Annotated in this window: 17 protein-coding genes; 5 read left to right on the top strand and 12 right to left on the bottom strand. The window is 43.6% G+C overall.

What is annotated here, in order from left to right:
* Window positions 1-324: 324 nt before the first annotated feature.
* The 5 genes from DD616_RS01940 to budA all read right to left on the bottom strand — a co-directional run bounded on the left by DD616_RS01940 (window position 325) and on the right by budA (window position 7,350).
* Window positions 325-1,464 carry a restriction endonuclease subunit S gene (locus tag DD616_RS01940; protein WP_231140458.1) on the bottom strand — a complete coding sequence of 380 codons (1,140 nt, stop codon included), beginning with the start codon at window positions 1,462-1,464 and terminating at the stop codon, window positions 325-327.
* Window positions 1,452-3,482 carry an HsdM family class I SAM-dependent methyltransferase gene (locus tag DD616_RS01935; RefSeq protein ID WP_208871619.1) on the bottom strand — a complete coding sequence of 677 codons (2,031 nt, stop codon included), beginning with the start codon at window positions 3,480-3,482 and terminating at the stop codon, window positions 1,452-1,454. The genes DD616_RS01940 and DD616_RS01935 overlap by 13 nt, the downstream gene beginning before the upstream one ends.
* 512 nt (window positions 3,483-3,994) lie before the next feature.
* Complete coding sequence (budC, locus tag DD616_RS01930) at window positions 3,995-4,753, bottom strand: meso-2,3-butanediol dehydrogenase (RefSeq protein WP_208871618.1); 759 nt, start codon at window positions 4,751-4,753, stop codon at window positions 3,995-3,997.
* Window positions 4,750-6,453 carry an acetolactate synthase AlsS gene (gene alsS / locus DD616_RS01925; RefSeq protein WP_208871617.1) on the bottom strand — a complete coding sequence of 568 codons (1,704 nt, stop codon included), beginning with the start codon at window positions 6,451-6,453 and terminating at the stop codon, window positions 4,750-4,752. The genes budC and alsS overlap by 4 nt, the downstream gene beginning before the upstream one ends.
* Window positions 6,454-6,552: 99 nt before the next feature.
* Window positions 6,553-7,350, bottom strand: a complete 798-nt coding sequence (gene budA, locus DD616_RS01920) for an acetolactate decarboxylase (protein ID WP_208871616.1) — start codon at window positions 7,348-7,350, stop codon at window positions 6,553-6,555.
* Window positions 7,351-7,435: 85 nt separating this feature from the next.
* Between budA and DD616_RS01915 the strand changes: the two genes are divergently transcribed.
* Window positions 7,436-8,320 carry a LysR family transcriptional regulator gene (locus tag DD616_RS01915; RefSeq protein WP_017047400.1) on the top strand — a complete coding sequence of 295 codons (885 nt, stop codon included), beginning with the start codon at window positions 7,436-7,438 and terminating at the stop codon, window positions 8,318-8,320.
* 63 nt (window positions 8,321-8,383) lie between these two features.
* On the opposite strand, the gene glpQ is transcribed toward DD616_RS01915, so the two are convergent.
* Both glpQ and glpT read right to left on the bottom strand, forming a co-directional pair.
* On the bottom strand, window positions 8,384-9,445 hold the full coding sequence (glpQ, locus tag DD616_RS01910; RefSeq protein ID WP_208871615.1) for a glycerophosphodiester phosphodiesterase: 1,062 nt from the start codon (window positions 9,443-9,445) through the stop codon (window positions 8,384-8,386).
* 99 nt (window positions 9,446-9,544) lie between these two features.
* Entirely contained in the window at window positions 9,545-10,921 is a 1,377-nt protein-coding gene (gene glpT / locus DD616_RS01905; protein ID WP_026029046.1) for a glycerol-3-phosphate transporter, read from the bottom strand.
* 494 nt (window positions 10,922-11,415) lie between these two features.
* On the opposite strand from glpT, the gene DD616_RS01900 reads away from it, so the two are divergent.
* The gene (locus DD616_RS01900; RefSeq protein WP_094149570.1) at window positions 11,416-12,591 is read left to right on the top strand and encodes a lytic polysaccharide monooxygenase; all 1,176 of its coding nucleotides are present in this window, start codon (window positions 11,416-11,418) and stop codon (window positions 12,589-12,591) included.
* Between the two features lie 91 nt (window positions 12,592-12,682).
* On the opposite strand, the gene DD616_RS01895 is transcribed toward DD616_RS01900, so the two are convergent.
* Both DD616_RS01895 and DD616_RS01890 read right to left on the bottom strand, forming a co-directional pair.
* Window positions 12,683-13,087: a cystatin domain-containing protein gene (locus DD616_RS01895; RefSeq protein ID WP_208871614.1), complete on the bottom strand. Its 405-nt coding sequence runs from the start codon at window positions 13,085-13,087 to the stop codon at window positions 12,683-12,685.
* A 152-nt stretch (window positions 13,088-13,239) separates the two neighbouring features.
* The gene (locus tag DD616_RS01890; protein WP_069212241.1) at window positions 13,240-13,587 is read right to left on the bottom strand and encodes a DUF3316 domain-containing protein; all 348 of its coding nucleotides are present in this window, start codon (window positions 13,585-13,587) and stop codon (window positions 13,240-13,242) included.
* 440 nt (window positions 13,588-14,027) lie between these two features.
* On the opposite strand from DD616_RS01890, the gene DD616_RS01885 reads away from it, so the two are divergent.
* The 3 genes from DD616_RS01885 (at window position 14,028) to DD616_RS01875 (ending at window position 16,884) form a co-directional block, all read left to right on the top strand.
* Window positions 14,028-14,171: a hypothetical protein gene (locus tag DD616_RS01885; RefSeq protein ID WP_199485468.1), complete on the top strand. Its 144-nt coding sequence runs from the start codon at window positions 14,028-14,030 to the stop codon at window positions 14,169-14,171.
* A 41-nt stretch (window positions 14,172-14,212) separates the two neighbouring features.
* The gene (gene empA, locus DD616_RS01880; protein ID WP_208871613.1) at window positions 14,213-16,048 is read left to right on the top strand and encodes a M4 family metallopeptidase; all 1,836 of its coding nucleotides are present in this window, start codon (window positions 14,213-14,215) and stop codon (window positions 16,046-16,048) included.
* A 227-nt stretch (window positions 16,049-16,275) separates the two neighbouring features.
* On the top strand, window positions 16,276-16,884 hold the full coding sequence (locus DD616_RS01875) for a 2OG-Fe(II) oxygenase (RefSeq protein ID WP_026027933.1): 609 nt from the start codon (window positions 16,276-16,278) through the stop codon (window positions 16,882-16,884).
* 51 nt (window positions 16,885-16,935) lie between these two features.
* On the opposite strand, the gene DD616_RS01870 is transcribed toward DD616_RS01875, so the two are convergent.
* The 3 genes from DD616_RS01870 to DD616_RS01860 all read right to left on the bottom strand — a co-directional run bounded on the left by DD616_RS01870 (window position 16,936) and on the right by DD616_RS01860 (window position 19,271).
* Complete coding sequence (locus DD616_RS01870; protein ID WP_208871612.1) at window positions 16,936-17,181, bottom strand: Rho-binding antiterminator; 246 nt, start codon at window positions 17,179-17,181, stop codon at window positions 16,936-16,938.
* Window positions 17,182-17,198: 17 nt separating this feature from the next.
* Window positions 17,199-17,720 (bottom strand): spermidine N1-acetyltransferase, encoded by a 522-nt coding sequence (speG, locus tag DD616_RS01865; protein WP_013868118.1) that lies wholly within the window; start codon window positions 17,718-17,720, stop codon window positions 17,199-17,201.
* A gap of 90 nt (window positions 17,721-17,810) precedes the next feature.
* Entirely contained in the window at window positions 17,811-19,271 is a 1,461-nt protein-coding gene (locus tag DD616_RS01860) for an aminotransferase-like domain-containing protein (RefSeq protein ID WP_208871611.1), read from the bottom strand.
* Window position 19,272: the final 1 nt, after the last annotated feature.

The following is a 19,272-nucleotide window of genomic DNA, read 5'->3' as shown; positions in this document are numbered from 1 at the left end:
GTGATCAAGAGACAGACCCTAATCCTCCCCTTGAAGGGGAGGGAACTAGTTTCGTGAGCGTTGGGAGTATGCCATTTATGATAATCGATGTGGTTTGCTAAAACAGTTTTGCCCCATTATTGGTTTCACCAAAAAACCTACTTTCTCGACCATGTGAACTTTGACCAAATATAACTAATCTGACACCCAAAACTCACAAAGTACGAAAAATGAGTGTCATTGTGCTTTTCTTGACTCAAATGAACACACTGATTTTTGCCCTGTAAATCATCGGTCGAGTAAGTGTATTAAGAGTGGCCGTTATGGGCACTATTTTTTTGCATCCTACGAGTGGATTACTTCTTTGTGGGCTTGTATTTTTTTATCTGCATATACGACTACATCCTTGATAACAATCTTTTGAATTGCAGATATGAGTAGCTCCATTGATGAGTAATCCACTTTTTTTCTGGCTGATGGCAATCGGATATTATCCTTTTGAATTTTCCTGTTACTAATACTATCCCCCCAAGAATACTTGTGACTTAGACTCTTTCTTACACAAGTAGATAAGTAAATCTGAGATAGTTTTGATCTGTAATCATTGTTCTTTAAGGTTAGTGCCAGGTTGTGACTGTCATTAGAAAAAAAATCATATTCCTGATATGTAACAACAAAAGTCTTCCCACCAATAAATATGCAATCGCCTTTATCTAACAATCTTTTATCGTAAGATATATAGGAGCTGATTGCATTATCGTCAGCACTTGCACATAAGTACGGCACTGTCCCACTATTAGGGGTGATGTCTCGGGATAAAATGTTTTTTGTGTTTTTGATATCAAAAACATCAGTAATACTAAAGTCTTCAAAGGTTAGAGAGCCATAATTATCTAAAGCCTTTTGCTCGTCTTCTGTTAGCTTACAATCAGATAACCCTGTCACTTCTAAGTAAGCCTCTAGCTCCGCTATACGCTCCGCCTCTAGCTCCGCAATGAAGCTTCCCATGAAATCAAAGTCTGGCTTTCCATCCTTAACGGGGATTTTTAGTGTTTGGTTTTCAATGATTTTTACATTAAAGCTGGAACTTCCCCAAGAGAAGCTGCTAAATGATTTTTCCATTGCGGTCAGAAAGAATTGAGCATTGTCTTGATTAAACTCTTTAAATTTGGGCTTTAGAATCTTAATTTTATCGCCTGTAAAATAAGGTTCATTTTGATAAAACATCGTTGCTGTATCTTGCCCAAAAGCAATAGTGTTGTTCTCATTTAAGTATTCAGGAGATTCTTGTATATACCCTCTTCTACCATTATTTGTACTTTGCCTAACAATGTACGGGTAGCCCTCTTTATCTGGTGATATTGTTACCTTATTAGCGTCAAATCGCTTTTTTGATGTATTGACGCTAAATAAATCAGAGACTTTATATTCCCCCCACTTAACGGTTTCTAGCTTTTCGTTAAGTGAGGTGGTTACTTTCCCGATTTGTCAGTGCTTCCTTTTTGCTTTAGAAGGTTTGATACTTCCCACGCTAGGTAGTCACTGACTGTCTTTTTGAAATCAGCAATGGTTGGTTTGGTATCAATGGGAATGCTTTGATTCCAATCTGCCCCATTCTTAGGGTCTATCGTGTTTTCGTAATACTCACTTTCAGTAAACAGGCTTAGTTTGCTTTTACCGAAGCGAACAAGGCTCACAAGCTCGTCATATCTAGCTTGGGCTTGATCGGTATCTTTTAAGTTATTACTGGCTTTCTTTCGATTGGTTCGAGTGTACCCATCATTTGAAAAGTCGATAAACTTCACCATCTCGTCTTTATGGTGAGCCTCTCCAACTTTAAATACATACACATAAGTCTGAACACTAGACTTACCAATGAAGAGATCTATCGGCATCTTGATGCTGGCGATGAGTGTATTTGTTTCAAGTATCTTTTGGTTTAAATCTTTAGCTTTACCAGTACCTGCTGAACTTTGAATGATGATCGCAGCATAGCCTTTGTTCATCATGCTTAATGCTTTGTGAACAAAGTTCATTCCGTTACCAGTAGCAGAATACGGAGGGTTTAGAACAAAAGCATCGGCTGGAAAAAGTTCATTGTCCTTACCAAACCCATACTTACCGTCAAAAGTGAGAGAGTCGCCATTTAGGACGTTAGAGCTACCGTCTCCCATTAAGATCATGTTTAACACCGCAAGCATGTAGACACTTGATAGCATCTCTAACCCTAAAAGCTGCTCTGCTTTAATCTGAGCCTCTTTTCTGGCTAGTTTTTCTGGTGATGTTATCGTTTGTTTAGCATCGTTTAGCATTTCATTCATGGCCGCTACAAGTAAGCCTGCTGAGCCAGTGGCAAAATCCCAAACGTAAGAATCTTTGTTTACACGAGCCAATCGGGAAAGAAGCGTCGAAACATAAGACGGTGTGAGAACAACATCGTTTAGCTTGTCTTGAGAAAAGCCTAACCACCCGTACATTTCATTGAACAGTTTGCCTGTGAAGTCAGTCGTTAAACCAATCTTGTAGTAGATACCTAAGTCATCAACAATCTTTATGAAGACACGTTTTAGTTGGCTTTCACCGTCTTTGACCTTATTGATGTTTTCAGTCGTGAGTGTGTTGGTGAGAGTTCTTAGGATTAAATCTCGCTTTTCACGAGGGATATTTTTTTCGCCTAAGAAGGCTTTGATCTTGCGAAGTAAAATATCACCGTCTCGATTACCTTCTTCTTGGGATGAAAGTAATTCAGACTTTTCTAATGGTCTTACTTTTCCAGCCACACCTAACGTAGCCATGATTGAAGCAGCGACTAGGTAAACCCTATCGTTTTCACCTAATCCTTTTTCATTCTGGTAAATGTCGTTGTTAAGACGAGTTAAGCTAATATCAATCTCTTTCTCTCGTTGTTGCTTGAGCTTGTCTAGCTCATCTTGAGATAGGTTGAGAGATTTAACTTTCTGAATAAAGTTGTCGAAGTGTTTTGATGATAAGAAAGATAGGTCGCTATATTCACCGACTTTTTGACCTGCACCAAGGTTGTGCTTAGATACGTAGTAAACGCCTATTTCATGATTTAGGTTGTCTGACTCATCTTTGTAACCCGTGATACCAATAGCGATGATGTCTGTATAGCTAGTGTGGTGTAGAACAGCGTTAGCGTAGTGAACAGCCCCGTTAACCGCAAAATCATTGATGTTTTTTAGGTTAGGCTCACCTTTCGCATTCCTATTATCAACGTTGCCGTTACTATCTAGCTTAACCAGTTTGCCTTGTAAGCCTTTGTACTCAATCAGAACTGGATAGTTATTGGTTAATGAATCTTCCAGTAAAAGCTTAGCGTCAGGTCTATTCCCACCTTGTCCGCCACTCTTTGTAAAGTAATCATTCAGAGCCTTATCAATCTCTGAATTAAGGCTTTCTTGCTCTAGTTTGTAATCCAGTTTGTGGCTTTTAAGCCAGCCATTCGCTAGGTCTGCAATGTTAGGTTCTACGGATTTAGGCATGAGTTCAATTAAATAGGTGTTATTAATGCCGTGCATTCTACTATATGTTTCTATATTTCAAAGTATTTCTGGTGATTCGCCATAAACTCATAGAAGCCCAATTTAACGTAACGGCACTTAGTGAGCACCCTAGTCCAACCTTTTTGCTAGTGCGATGTTATTCATCGCACTAGCACTTCACAACAACTTTTCCATACCCCTAGTTATTCATGATTTGCTAATATTCGATTTTCCGAAACTGATAATTGTCCAATTATATGCTCTAGAGTGGAAGCTGATACCGTTCTGTTCCTCCCCCTTTAAGGGGGAGGTTAGGAGGGGGTGCTGCCAGCAACCAAGAAACACTCCACCCTAACCCTCCCCAATTAGTTTCGTGTTTGTAGGAGTTGTACTAATTGTGGAAAAGGAGGCCTTTTAGGGCTGAAAGGTTTATGGGGCTTGTTTTGAATTATGCGGTTTTAAAATATCAGCCAGCACGGAAAATGGTTTGGGTACTGGCTGAATTTTCGTGGTTAAACGATTTTAGGTTGGCCGTCGGAAGCGGTAGCGCCACCATCGACGGGTAAATTGACACCATTGATAAATGATGCATCGTCACTGGCTAAAAAGGCCACTGCGGCGGCAATTTCGCTCGGTTCTGCGGCGCGTCCTAGTGCGATGCGCTCGTTAAATTTATCTCTAATCTCTTGCGACCAACCATTGGTCATATTGGTTTTAACTAAGCTTGGGCACACGGCGTTAATTCGCACGCCAGCGGCACCGTGGTCTAACGCCATGGCGCGAGTGAGGTTGACTACCGCGCCTTTACTGGCGCAGTAAAATGCGGCACCCCAGTCGCCACCTAAGCCAGAGACTGAAGCGGTGTTGACTATGGTACCCTGCGTTTTTAGCAGTTCAGGTAAGGCAAATTTAGAGCAATACACGACGCCATCAATATTCACCGCTGATATTTTCTTCCAATCTTCAACGCTGCTTTCTAAGACGGAGCCGGGGATGTGGATGCCCGCATTGTTGACTAAAATGTCGAGCTTACCGAAGCGTGATACGGCGTTATCGATCATGGCTTTTACTTTTTTAGGATCGGAGACGTCAATCACTTGCGCCACGACGCGTGTTGAGTCAAAAGCTTCGATGGCGGTGGCGAGCTGCTCTTCATTCCAGTCGGCCAGTACTACATTGGCCCCTTCATCATATAAACGCTGTGCTATCGCAAAGCCGATGCCGTTTGCGGCACCTGTGACTAAAGCGACTTTATGGGTTAAACCATTCATATTGTTTCTCCTTCGATATGCTCAAAAATTGGATCTCGATTTTCTTGTGTTCTGGGTAGCATCAACTTGTAGTTGTCGCTGTAATCAACGGGGATAGCGATGACAGCAGGTCCTTGAGTTTCCATGGCTTGATGCAGCATAGGCATCAGTTGATGACGTTCGGTCACGGCAAAGCCTTGCGCGCCAAATGATTCGGCATACGCTTTAAAGTCTATCGGGCCAAATTTTATTCCGGACGGGCGTTGATACTTTTTCATCTCTTGTATCTCTACCATGTTGTAGGCGTTATCGACCCAGATGATATGTACAATGTTGCATTTTAGGCGGACGGCAGTTTCTAACTCCATGCTTGATTGCATGAAGCCGCCATCACCAGAAACAGAGACCACTTTGGTACTGGGTTTAAGCAGGTTTGCACCAATCGCCCAAGGTAGGGCAACGCCCATAGTTTGCTGACCATTGGAGATCAGCATTTGACGGGCGCGAAAACAGCTTAAATAACGCGCAATCCAGATATGGAAGCTGCCCATATCCAGACACAAAGTGGTGTCTGGGGTAATAATGGATTGCATCGCTTTGATTAAGGTTAATGGATGAAACCCATGCTGAGATTGACGAGTAGGGTAGGATTTTATTATCTGCCGCTGTTGCGCCACTTCCTCTAAAATCGATAAGGCTTTGGGAGAGAGGCGTGCGAAATTGGTGACACAATCGATCATATCATCCAGTGATTGAACGATATTGCCGACAATTTCCACACAAGGTTGGTAATTGAGCTGATACTCTGCTGGTTCAATGTCTAAGTGGATGATTGGGGACTGTTTTGCGTTCCAAAGCTCTGGGTCGTACTCGATGGGGTTAAAACCAATAGTGACAATCAGGTCAGCATCTTGCAGCAATACATCTCCGGGCTGATTGTTAAATAAACCTACGCGGCCAGCGAAATGGTGATAATAGTTAATATCAACTGCCCCAGCGGCTTGATAGGTTCCGACTACAGGTAGTTGAGTGGTGCGCAAAAAACGGCTGATGGCTTGAGCATTTTCAGCGCGACTGGCGTGTAAGCCGAGTAAGACGACGCAGCGCTGTGACTGCTCGATTCGGGTAATGGCTTCTTCGATCGCTTCTGGGTTGGCTTGGCTTGAATGAACATTACGTGATGGAACAATAATATCGGTGAGAGTGTGGTCGGATAACACATCTTGGGGAATGCTAACGAAACATGCCCCCGGTCGGCCTGATTCTGCTGTGCGAAAGGCATTTGCCATCACTTCGCTGGCGGCATCAACATGTTGAATTTCTGCACTGGATTTTGTGATAGAGCGGAAAATACTGACGGTATCCATACTCTGGTGCGTTTGCTTTTGTTGATCTGCTCGTTTGACCGCGCCGCCGATAGCGACCAGCGGGTCACCTTCTGAATTGGCAGTGGCAACCCCTGAAACCAAGTTGCCACAGCCAGGGCCTGAGGTCACCATAGTGACTCCGGCTTTGCCGGTTAAACGGCCGATGACGCCGGCCATAAAGGCCGCATTGGCTTCGTGACGCACTGGGATCATTTGAATATTGGTGTCTTCAATGGCGTCAAATAACCGATCAATTTTGGCCCCCGGAATGCCAAAAATATAGCGGACACCCAAAGATTCCAGCTGTTGAGCGATTAATTGAGCGCCATTTTTAGTGGTAGGTTTTGTATTCATTTTTATACCCTTATTGTTGACTGACGTTGACACTTCTTGACGAAGTGGTGGTGCTATCTGGCGGCTTTTTCAATTCAATTCTTTTTCTCCTGTTCAGCGCTATTTTTCCGCTTTTTCAATCGCGGTTCGGATGTCATTGGGAGCTAGGTTGGCTTTAAGGAAATCTAGCGAAGTCGGGGTATCAATTACCAAGCGCGATACTTTGCCAATTTGTAAAAAGCCCGACGAAATAGAGTAGTCCTGTATGTGGCCGCCGCCTTTTCTATCTTCGGTAATGAAATGTTCGTGATACCCCGGAACGTTAATACCTGTGGTGTACTGCGGGCTTCTAAAACCGGCGATAACGCCTTGTTTGAAGGTGAAATTAAATGTGGGCTGCTCTTTTACAACATCCAACATTGGGCGAAATGGGCGAGTTTGACGCGGCACGGTACGCGTTCTGACAAACTGATATAAACCGTCAATACGTACTGAGCAGAAAATATTGTCACTGGGTACTAGCTCATCAATCAGATGATGAACGTCAGCACGAGACATTTTAGAGGTGATAGGAACTTCGACATCAGGAGTGAAAAAAGTCATGACGGCGAAGGGGGTTTGCTGCGCTAAGTGTGCGGGGTTAGCCGAACCATCGGCTTTTAATTGGAAAACCTCTTTATCAAACGCGATCAGTTCACCGTCTAATTGATTGAATGTGCCCAAGCCAAAATCGCCATGTTGCAGCAGTTGTTCAACCGTTGTTGCGCCTTCATAAACGCCAGCAATCAACGCACTCATCAACGAAGTTTGGTAAATCTCTCCATCCCCCGTTACATGATGATATTCAGCAAACTCTTTTGCTACATCGAGAGAACAAGCACAAAGCGGAGTGTAGAATCCACGCATGAGAATAACCATTTATGCAATAAAGTGTATATTTAGATTGACTTCTCCACGTGGCTAAATCCAATATAAATAAGATTTATTTCTATATGGAAAAGATATGGAGTTTCGCTATCTCAAGTATTTTGTGGCGGTGGCACAAACGCGCCATTTCACACGAGCGGCTGAAGTGTTAGGTATTGCTCAACCACCGTTGAGCCAACAAATAAAGAAATTGGAGCATGAGCTCGGTACGCTGTTATTCAAGCGTTTACCACGTGGGGTAGAGCTGACCGAGGCTGGGCAAATGTTTTATGTCGATGCGGTTACCATCTTAAATGATGTGGATCGAGCGAAGGCGAAAGTAAAACAGCTGGCGCGTGGAGAAAAAAATGAAGTGCGGATGGGCTTTGCTACTTCGGTTGCGATGAATACCCAAATATTATCCCGAGTGCGGGAGATAAGGGACAATTTTTCAAACGTGAATCTCACTGCGGTTGAGCAAGCGATGCCAGAGTTGGTTGAGCAGCTGAAAGCTAAGCAGTTGGATATAGCATTGGTGCGTTTACCTTGTTATGCCAGTGAGTCTTTACAGCGGGTGGTTTTATTTGAAGAGCCTTTTGTAGCGGTGATCCCTTTAGGGCATCCCTTGGCTGAAAAAGATCGCCTTACTTTAGTTCAGTTAAAAAATGAGCACGTTTTGTTGTTTCCTCGTGAAACGGGGCCAGCATTGCATGATGGTATGAAAGCGCTGTTTGACGATGTGGGCATCCGTGTCGATCAACGTTTTTCGGCTCCACAGTTGAGGTCTATGGTTGCAATGGCTCAAGCGGGATTTGGCGTAGCTGTTGTACCCCAATCACTGGCTGAACATATCGATGATTCTGCCGTGATCACTCCCATCAAGGAGATGCCTTTTAACAGCCAAATTGCGGTGCTTTGGGAAGCCAGTAACTTAAATAAGCATGTGCTTAAGGTGGTAAAGGCATTAAGTCACCAAAAATAACATCCCCAGCATGATGATACTGGGGATGAAGCGTGCCAAAGTGGTAAGGTTAATCACGCTTACTTAGCGAGTTGAATGCAAAAACTCCACTGCTTTATCGGGATAGTCCGTAAATAAACCATCCACTTTGACAGTGTTGTAGAACACATCGAGCATCCCATCAAAGCTGTCGGCATAAGGTGCAATACGATCGGGTTCTGCGCGGAAGGTATAAGGGTGAACGACTAATCCGGCGGTTTTAGCGGCTTTCATCAATGGCTTGATGATGATGTTTTCTTTGGTTGAAGCGTCGTCAACCAACATAGGTTTCCACGGGCCAATGCCATCGGCGTAGGTGGCGACTTGCTTCATGCCGTTTGCTTCGAACATCCAATCATAGCTGTATGGCTGTGCTTGGTCGCCATCATAGATCATGGTCTCATTCCAATCGGTGTAGGCCATCAATTGAACCAGTTTGAGGTCCATGTTCATTGCTGGAAGCAGTTCATCATTAATGCGTTTTAGCTCGATAGGATCAAAACATTGCAAGTAAACGTTTGACTCTTGACTGTCGTAACCATATTCCTTCAGCATTTTCAGTACCGCTTTACTGATGTCTTTACCTTCATGGCGGTGGAACCAAGGCGCTTTGATTTCTGGATAAATACCAATATCGTAACCGAGCGTTTTGTTCAGCCCTTGGATCAGCTCGATCTCTTCCGCTAAGGTTGGGACGGTGAAGTCTGATTTCCAAAGAGGGAAACGGTTAGGGAAACCAGCGGTTTTATTGCCTTTGTCATCGATATTAAAACCTTCAGTTACGCGCAGGCTTTTGATCTCTGCCAGCGTAAAATCGATGGCGTAATAGCGGCCATCACCACGTGCACGGTCAGGGAAACGCTCGGCAACGTCAGTGACGCGGTCAAGATAGTGATCGTGCAGAACCACCAATTGGTTATCCTTGGTCATCACGACATCTTGTTCAATAAAATCAGGCTTCATGCCGTAAGCAAGCGCTTTGGCTTCAAGGGTATGTTCAGGCAGATAACCGGAAGCGCCGCGATGGGCTATCACCAATGGTTCTGCTTGAACCCACGCCGAGCTGGCTAAAGTAGCCATGGAAAGTGCGAGTAGTGTCAGTTTCATATTGTTATCCTTAAAAATTCCCCCTGACGTTGCAGGGGGAGAGTTTTGATTCAAAGTGAACAGTGCGTAACGCAAATTCAACACATTTAGGTGTCAGATTTATGATGGCGTTGACGCTTTTTCTTCCGCAAGTCTGTCTTTTTCTTTATGGTGAGCACGCTCGCCAATGTAGGCATACAGCAGACAAAGGATAGAAATACCGCATGAAGCGACTAGGATCATAAAGCCGCCATCCCAACCAAAGTGGTCAACGGTGTAACCCAATACTGCATTTGCCGCTACTGCGCCGCCGAGATAACCAAATAAACCTGTTAAACCTGCTGCGGTACCTGCCGCTTTTTTCGGAGCCAGTTCCAGTGCGTATAAACCAATCAACATTACTGGGCCATAAATTAAGAAACCAATCGCAACAAGAGCCGCCATGTCGATACCTGGGTTACCAGCAGGGTTAAACCAGTAAATGAGTACCGCAAAAGTAACAAGAACCATGAATAAGATGCCCGCAGGTGCACGACGGCCTTTGAATACTTTGTCGGATATCCAACCACACAATAGCGTTCCCGGAATACCTGCCCACTCATACAAGAAGTACGCCCAAGAAGATTTATCAACGGTGAACTCTTTAGCTTCTTTCAAATAAACAGGAGCCCAGTCCAATACGCCATAACGAATGAGATATACAAAAGCGTTGGCAATAGCGATAGACCACAACAATTTGTTAGAGAAAACGTACTTAAAGAAGATTTCCTTCGCGGTCATCTCATTCTCATGAGATTTATCGTAGTCGTCTGGGTAGTCATCTTTATACTCTTCAATCGGTGGTAAACCACAAGATTGCGGCGTATCGCGCAGCGTCATCCAAATGAAAATGGCAACTAAGGTCGCAAAAAAGGCAGGAACGTAAAATGCGGCGCGCCAGTCATCGTTAAATGCCCAAAGACCAAACAAGAAAAGGGGACCAATTAAGCCACCGCCGACGTTGTGGGCTACGTTCCATACAGAAACAATTTCCCCACGTTCTTTACGTGACCACCAGTGAACCATGGTACGGCCACAAGCAGGCCAGCCCATACCTTGGAACCAACCGTTTAAGAACAGCAAAATAAACATCGCAGTAATGCTGCCTGTTGCCCACGGCATAAAACCGAAACAGAACATCACTAACGCAGACATTAAAAGGCCTGCACTTAAGAAGTAGCGTGGGTTAGAGCGGTCAGAAACACTCCCCATTAAAAATTTAGATAGGCCATAAGCAATCGATACGGCGGCAAGAGCTACCCCGAGATCACCGCGGCTAAAACCTTGGTCAATCAAATAAGGCATCGCCAAACTAAAGTTCTTACGAACAAGGTAGTAGCCTGCGTAGCCGAAGAAAATACTGATGAATAACTGCCAGCGCAAGCGGCTATAAGTGCTATCGAGCCGCTCAGTAGCGAGCCTCTCGATATGCGCTTGGGGTTTAAAGATACCAAACATAGTTGACCTCATTAATGTAGTGCGATGGTTCTAAAGCTCGAACGATAAAAAATGTTTCATTCGAAAGAGAACGGCATTGTCGTGTGCAACTGAATGTATTTCTGTGACAAATGTTACAAGGGAATTAATTTGTGCATAAAAACAAATGATTAGTTTTCATTTTTTCATGGTTAGTGCCATTAAATTGAGATGTAATCGTTTTCACTTTTGTTCGCGAGATGTTTGTTTTTGGTTGTTTTGTCGTCAATTAAATCGCAGATAAGGAAAGTTGGCAAAAATTGTTAAACCATGAAGTCACTCGAAACTCACTGTGAGTTCAATGATTCATATCCTTTTTGATTGGAAAGAGAGTGGCAAAATAAGCAAATAGTCCAGTATTCCTACCCAGATTTGACACTGTCTATTGATAATTCTTGCTAGCTTTGATTGGCAATTCATGTGTTACAGAGTGTCGTTCTGTGGCATTGATGCTAATAATACAAAAAGGAAGAATGATGAATAATTTTAATAAAGTCAGTGTATTGGGTTTGCTTTCATTGAGCGGATTGCTTTCTGCTCATGCACAAGCTCATGGTTGGGTTGAATTTCCGAGCGCGCGGCAAAATACCTGTTACTTAGATGGTGGTTTTTGGAGTAATACGATCCCTAATGCAGCATGCCAAGCGGCTTTTGATCAGTCCGGAGCTTATCCTTTTGTACAACGCAATGAAGTGGCGGCCAATGTGGCAAATTATCGTGACATGGCTCATGTTCAAGCTGTTGTTCGCGACGGCTTGTTGTGCTCCGCAGGCAGCAACGCGAAAGCAGGGTTAGATGTTGCTTCACCTCATTGGCAAAAAACGGCCGTGAATTTAGATGCTAATCAACAAATCGAATTAGTCTTTAATGCTACCGCGCCACATAACCCCTCTTATTGGGAGTTTTATCTCTCTAAACCGACTTATACCGGTGAGGCCCCATTAACTTGGGATGATCTGGATCTTATTGATACCAAAGGTAATATCACCGTGGGGACGGATAAAAAATATCGCATAAAGATTACCCTGCCTGCCGATAGAAGTGGTGATGCAGTGCTTTATACCCGCTGGCAACGTATTGATGCCGCGGGCGAAGGTTTTTATAACTGCAGTGATATTAGTTTTAGCGGTGGTGGATCAAACCCAACGGATCCGACAGACCCATCAGAACCTGCGCAGAATCTCAGCGATCTTGGTGGTTATCTTTCACAAGGTTTTGGTCCTGTTGAATCTGGCGATACGGTTCGTTTGCGTACCTTCGATGCCAATGGCAATGAAACGACCGATATCAGCTTAGCGATTTCAGCCAATAATACAGCAACGTGGCCAGCGGAAATGGCAGGTCAGTTTAACCAAGTAAAAAAAGGGGAGTGGTTTATTGGTATTTGGCACCAAGAAATGAATCACTATATGTACGATAGCCAGAATGTGTATGCTAACCGTGTGTTTGCTCCAAACGCGACTTACAGTTATCAGCTTTCTTTGCTAAAAGAGGAAACGCCACAGCCACCTGTTCCCGATAATGCTTGGAATGCGACTAAAATTTATACGTCCGGTGATGTCGTTATGCACAAGCAGCAAACTTGGACCGCACAGTGGTGGACAAAAAATGAAGAGCCCGGAACTACGGGTGAATGGGGTGTATGGCGATAGTATTAAGTAGCTATAGTATCGAGTAGTAAAAAGAGGCCATGGCCTCTTTTTACTCTCTAACTCTGGTTTAATAATGGCTTATGAGATGAGGTTATTCACACAATTTGCCTTGTTTTGCTGGTTGGGTTAACGAGTAATCACCTTCTAAACTGCGATAGATTATCGCATTCCAAATGCTGCCATCATCCATTTCAAACTCAATGGCATAATTCACCCCGTTAACCACTTGTGAACGGACATCGATAATGTCTTTTAATTGTGCATTGCTCTCCATTTGTGCTAAAGCGCTCTTCAACGCTTCTTTAGCTTCGTCGGTAATTTCTGTCGCTTGCCAACCTCCCGGCATCAACTCGCTTGCACAGATGGGTGACGGTACGGCATCTGTTTCCGCCACCACGGTGGTGGGCTCTAGAGCCTTAGCACTTTCTGTTTGCGTTTGTTGATCACACCCCGCTAACGCGAGCAAACCAAAAATTGGGAACATTAACTTTTTCATTGTATTTTCTCAGTTTGTTAGTTTATTAAATGAAGTTAATTTCATCTCAAATGAACACTGCGTGTGTTCTTATCAAGAATGTTGATTCATTGTCTTAATGCTAAATCAGTGAAAAAGCCCTTATCTAGCGCAAAGATAAGGGCTCAATGAGGTTAATTACGATCGTTTTCGCTGTATTGGTATTGATAACTAACGTCAATAACCGCACGGTATTCCACTTGATCACGCACTTTTGAAAAAGGTTCTACGTGAACTTCTAAATCTTTAAGTTTGACGCTTTGACTTTTGAGTGAAGGCTCAAAAATAGGCAACTTTTTCGCTAATTCATCAGGTTGCATTTGCTTGAGTTGATCGACTAAATCGAAACCTGCATTGTAAGCCTGTTCTTGAGTAGTAAAGGCGCCTGTTTTTAGAGATGTCTCTGTTATCGAGGTGTATACACCCGCAAAAGCGGTAGCGCTCATTGCAAATACAGCAGCGAAGATCATGATTTTTTTCATTGGATAGCTCCTTCGTTTGTAGAAAATATAGAAAGTATTAATTCGATGGCGTGATACTAACAATCATGGTGTGAGCGGTGTAAGGAGTCTGTCAGGCTGTGTTAAGAGCATGATAAATTACGATGAGATTTTCTAACAAAGGGTTGCCAGTACAAACTTTAGCCAACCATGTCAGGTTTTGACCACACGGACTTTTGATTGCTCATGAATAGGTAGGCATAGATAAAATGCATCACATTACGGTGTGTTTTTACTTATAAAAGTGTTCGAAGGTTATAAGGGCTACTTGTTTGCCAATGAGATTTACAAATTAATTCTCATCAAAATCAAGCAAAAATTATATTGATAGTTATGCGCACTATTAAATGTACATATAATTATCATTTATGTTTATCTTGTTGACATGCAAGTTAATTATCATAAAAAATCTTCGAGTTATTTTGGCTATTGTCTTTTTTGTGACCATTTTATTTGACGCTCGTTTGGCACTATTTTCCCGTGCTACTGGCGAGGTTGGTTTTCTTGATCCATTTTCAATGAGCGAATCATTCGCAGTCACGTCGCTGGTGGTTGATTGGATGTAAGTCGTCAGCGGATGCTAATAATAACTCTCTAGGATTGAGAAATGAAAAAAGTACAACGTCAAATGAAGTGGCTATTCCTCGCAGCCTCTATCAGCGCAGCACTACCAGTATCAGCCGCGAAAATGGTGCAGGTTGATGATCCAAGTCTACTAGAACAAGCTTTATCCATGCAGGCTCGCAGTATTGTGCCAACACAAAATGGCTTTCAGATGGTAAAAAGCGTCACTCTACCTAATGGTAAAGTCAAAGTCCGTTACCAGCAGATGTACCATGGTTTACCGGTCTTTAATACGTCAGTCGTAGCAACGCAAACTGAGAAAGGTATCGGCCAAGTTTACGGCATGATGGCGCAGCAAATTGATTCTGATGTGGTAAGTACTTCACCACAAGTTGAACAAAAGCAGGCGGTTAGTATTGCACTTACGCATTACCAACAACAAAACCCATCATTGACGAGTGCGGATCTTGTTACAGAAAACGAGCGTGCTCAATTGATGGTGCGTTTGGACGAAAACCAAATAGCTCAAATGGTTTATTTAGTCGACTTCTTTGTTGCAACCAATGAGCCTGCACGGCCATTTTTCTTTATTGATGCGAACTCTGGTGACGTATTACAAACTTGGGAAGGGTTAAACCATGCAGAGGCGACGGGTACTGGACCTGGTGGAAATCAGAAGACAGGTTTTTATCAGTACGGAACAGATTTCCCAGGGTTAGTGATAAATAAAGTAGGCAACACCTGTAGCATGGTGAATAGCGCTGTAAAAACCGTGGATATGAAGCATGCGACATCGGGTGGTTCAACGTTCAGCTATTCATGTACCGACGCGAGTAATTACAACGATTACAAAGCGATTAATGGCGCTTATTCACCACTTAATGATGCACACTACTTTGGTAAAGTGGTGTTCGATATGTACAAAGATTGGATGAACACCACTCCATTAACCTTCCAGCTAACTATGCGTGTGCATTATGATAGCAACTATGAAAACGCCTTCTGGAACGGATCGTCCATGACCTTTGGTGATGGCCAAAATACATTTTATCCATTAGTGGATATCAACGTCAGCGCGCATGAAGTGAGCCACGGTTTTACCGAGCAGAACTCAGGGCTTGTTTACCAAAATATGTCTGGTGGGATGAATGAAGCGTTCTCTGATATTGCTGGGGAAGCAGCTGAATTTTATATGAAAGGCAGCGTTGACTGGGTGGTCGGGAGCGACATTTTCAAATCTTCCGGTGGCTTACGTTATTTTGATCAACCGTCAAAAGATGGCCGTTCTATCGATCACGCTTCTCAATACTACAATGGATTAAATGTTCACTATTCAAGTGGTGTGTTTAATCGCGCGTATTATTTGCTAGCCAACAAAGCCAATTGGTCGGTTCGTAAAGGTTTTGAAGTGTTCACCGTCGCTAACCAGTTATATTGGACAGCAAACAGTACCTTTGACCAAGGTGGATGTGGCGTCGCAAAAGCGGCACAAGACTTAGGTTATAACAAAGCGGATGTGGTTGATGCCTTTAACCAAGTGGGCGTAAATGCTAGCTGTGGCGTAGTGCCTCCAACGGAGAATGTGCTAGAAAAAGGCAAACCAGTAATAGGGTTACAAGGTACGCGAAGCTCCGAAGCCTTCTATACCTTTACGGTCGCAAGCTCAACCAGCGCTAAAGTTTCGATCAGTTTGGGCTCAGGTGATGCTGATTTGTATGTCAAAGCCGGCAGCAAACCAACCACTTCTTCGTGGGATTGTCGCCCTTACAAATCGGGCAACAATGAACAGTGCACAATTTCTGCAACACCAGGAACCACCTACCATGTGATGCTCAAAGGCTATAGTAACTACAGTGGTGTAACGTTAAGACTGGATTAATCATCTTTATTGATTAAATTTAAAGGGGCACGAGTCAGTGCCCCTTTGTTATGTAGGAGGGTATTCAACGATAGGTTGTTCAACAACCACGGTGTTTGTTTCTAGTCTTTTCTTGCCAGCTTCTCCGTCTCCACAAATTCGCCTTGTCTTAAGCATCGAAACACCGATTTGTTGTTATGGCTTGCTATCGATATAACCACAGCACTTTTGTTATATGTAGTGTGAAAATGTCGTTAGATAAATTGATGGACGCAATTGCCGATCAAGGTTGGTACATATGGGATGACTTTTTAACACCAGAGCAAACCAAAAACCTACGAGCGTGTACGCCACCGCAGTTACAAGTGGCGCGAATTGGCAGGCACGATGCCTTGCAATTAGAGGTTGAAATACGCAACGATAAAATCCAATGGATTGAAAACAGCATGGGCTTGCCTGTGCAAGACTATTTGCAACGTATGGAGCAAATTCGGCAAGAGGTTAACCGCCACTTTTTTCTTGGGCTATTTGAATACGAAGCTCATTTTGCCAAATATGAAATAGGGGCATTCTACCAAAAACACCTCGATGCCTTTACAGGCAACGCCAGCCGCAAACTGACGACGGTATTTTATATGAATGATCGGTGGTGTGGTGCTGATGCAGGTGAGTTGGTTATTTACGATGTTCAAGATCAGTATCTCGCGACGGTTGCGCCGATAGCGGGGCGTTTACTGGTCTTTTTATCCGAACGTTTTCCGCATGAAGTACAACCTACCAATGCTGAGCGTTTCAGCATCGCTGGGTGGTTTCGCATTAATGGCGTGACAGGCAACAAGCTCGATATTGCCAGTTAACGCAAAAAAGCTAATAAGTAAGCGTGGCTTTTGTGCTGCCACGCTCTTTTATCAGTCAAATTTGATCAGGGTAAAATGAGGATGTGAGCTTAATGCCTCCATCATCAATAAGGCATTGGTTTCAATTAAGTGTTCACTTTGTTCATTTTTCAACACAATGCACTCTTGTTGGTGTTCATTGCTCAGAGTGTCCATCGCGGTGCCTGAATAGGTAATACCATTTTTTAAGGTGAGCTTGACGGGCAAATGAAACAAACACGCGAGCTCAATGTAATCATATTGACTGCAAGTGACCATTATTCACTCCTATGACGTTACGCGGGCTTATTAAGATACGCGTTTTGCAAAATGTACATGCGCTTTACGTCACGATATTGGCCATTAATGAAGAATTCTTCAACTAAGTGCCCTTCCTCAACAAAGCCGGCTTTTTGGTATAAATGGATGGCTTTTTCGTTTTCCGTCGACACATGCAGGTAGATTTTGTGTAGGTTCAAAATGGTGAAAGAGTAGTCTAAGGCTTTGTTGATCAAGGTTTGTGCAAACCCTTTTCCTTGGTGCTCTGGCGTGATGATGATCTGAAACTCGCCACTGCGGTGAATGTAATCAATTTCAATTAATTCAACGAGACCGATCAGTTCCTTATCTCGGTTCTCAACCACAAACCGACGCTCGGCGTTATCGTGAATGTGCTTGTTGTACAGCTCTTCCAGCTCATCAAAAGATTCATAAGGCTCTTCAAACCAGTAAGACATAATGTTGCGGTTGTTATTGAGATCATGGATAAAGCGTAAGTCACCGCGCTCTAACGCTCTTAATGATAATTGATTATTCATAGCAAACCTTCATTGAACTAAGGCATTCATCTTATGCCGACTTTGTTGCAATACAAGTGGTTAGTCAGCAATTTTTTAAAATGCGTACGCTTACGTCTTGTGATCTGATGCTGCGAGATGAATCAGTTTGGTCAGTTTGTTGATGCTTTCCTGCCATGCCATGTTGTCTTCAAAGTTCGCTACACTGAAACGGATACAGTGTTGGAATTGCCCCTGTGTTGCAAAAAGATGCCCCGGCAGGAGGCTGATTTTGTTTTGCAGGCCACGTTGATAAAGCTCAAAACTATCGATGAATGGCGGAAGTGTCAGCCAGCATAAAAATGAACCTTCAGGTCGACTTAATTGAAACTGCCCTTGCAGCGACGGGTAGTGATTGAGCGAGGTGGTGAGCAATTTGGCAAAGCGCTGCTGGTTCAGTTGGTAAGTGCGGCGCATTTTGGCTAGATGTTGACGGTACTTACCACTTTCGAGAAATTCCGCTACGGCTGATTGGATTAAATTCAAGCTGCCCATATTCTCGCTGAGCAGTATCTTTTCTATTTGCGCTTGATACTTTCCAGCGATGATCCAACCGATCCTCAGCCGTGAATCCAAGGTTTTGGAGAGCGAATTGATGTAAATAACGCGGCCTTTGCCATCCAGCATCTTCAAGCAAGGTATCGGTTTTTGAAAATACAGGCCACCAAACACATCATCTTCAATAATTGGTGTATCACCACTTACAGCCAAAAGCTGTTTACGTTTTTCCAGAGGCATTTGTGAACCGGTTGGGTTGTTAAAATTAGGCGTGACGAGAATCGCCTTAATCGGCCATTGAGATAGCGCTTGTTCGAGGGCGCTGATGTCGATGCCTTCGACACTATGGCTGGGGATCTCCACCACTTTTAAGCCTAATGATTCAAGCAACAGCAGCGTGCCAAAATAACAAGGTGACTCAACGGCCACAATGTCTTCGCGCTTGGTTAATGCACGAAATGCGAGGCTGATGGCCTGCTGACCGCCATGCGTAATGGCGATTTCTTGTGCTTTGATTTGTAGGCCCAAATCTTGCGATATTTTTAGCAGTTGTTTGACTAAATGGCTATTACCTGGCGGTAGCTGATAGTGGCTAGGAATGTGCGTTTGCTGGCGGCTGTGGCGGCCAATTTCTGCATACAAACTACGAATCGCGGCGCTTTGCGTATTAGGATGCGCTGAACCTGCGGGCATGTGATGTTTCACTGTGGGTTGAACCAAAATTGATTTAGATAAAGAGAGCAGGTCAATGCTATTGGGTTGTGGCAGCGGAATCTCCAAAGGGGTTACAGCACCTTGGACTCGATAGCCTGAACGAGGCTGAGAGTAGACGATATTCATTGCTTCTAACTCTTGATAAGCACGAATAACGGTATTTTTGCTGACAGACAGTTGTTCGCATAGCTGGCGAATGGAAGGCATTTTATCGTGTGCGTTGAATAAACCATCGTCGATGGTCTGCTTAAGATGACGTTTTACCTCAGTATATTTAGGTTCAGTATATTTAGGATCCGTGTTTTTAAGCTTACTTTTCATT

It is taken from the genome of Vibrio anguillarum, from assembly GCF_003390515.1.
Taxonomy (GTDB): Bacteria; Pseudomonadota; Gammaproteobacteria; order Enterobacterales; family Vibrionaceae; genus Vibrio; species Vibrio anguillarum.
The sequence above is the reverse complement of the archived record's forward strand: the minus strand, read 5'-3'. Positions and strand labels throughout refer to the sequence as shown.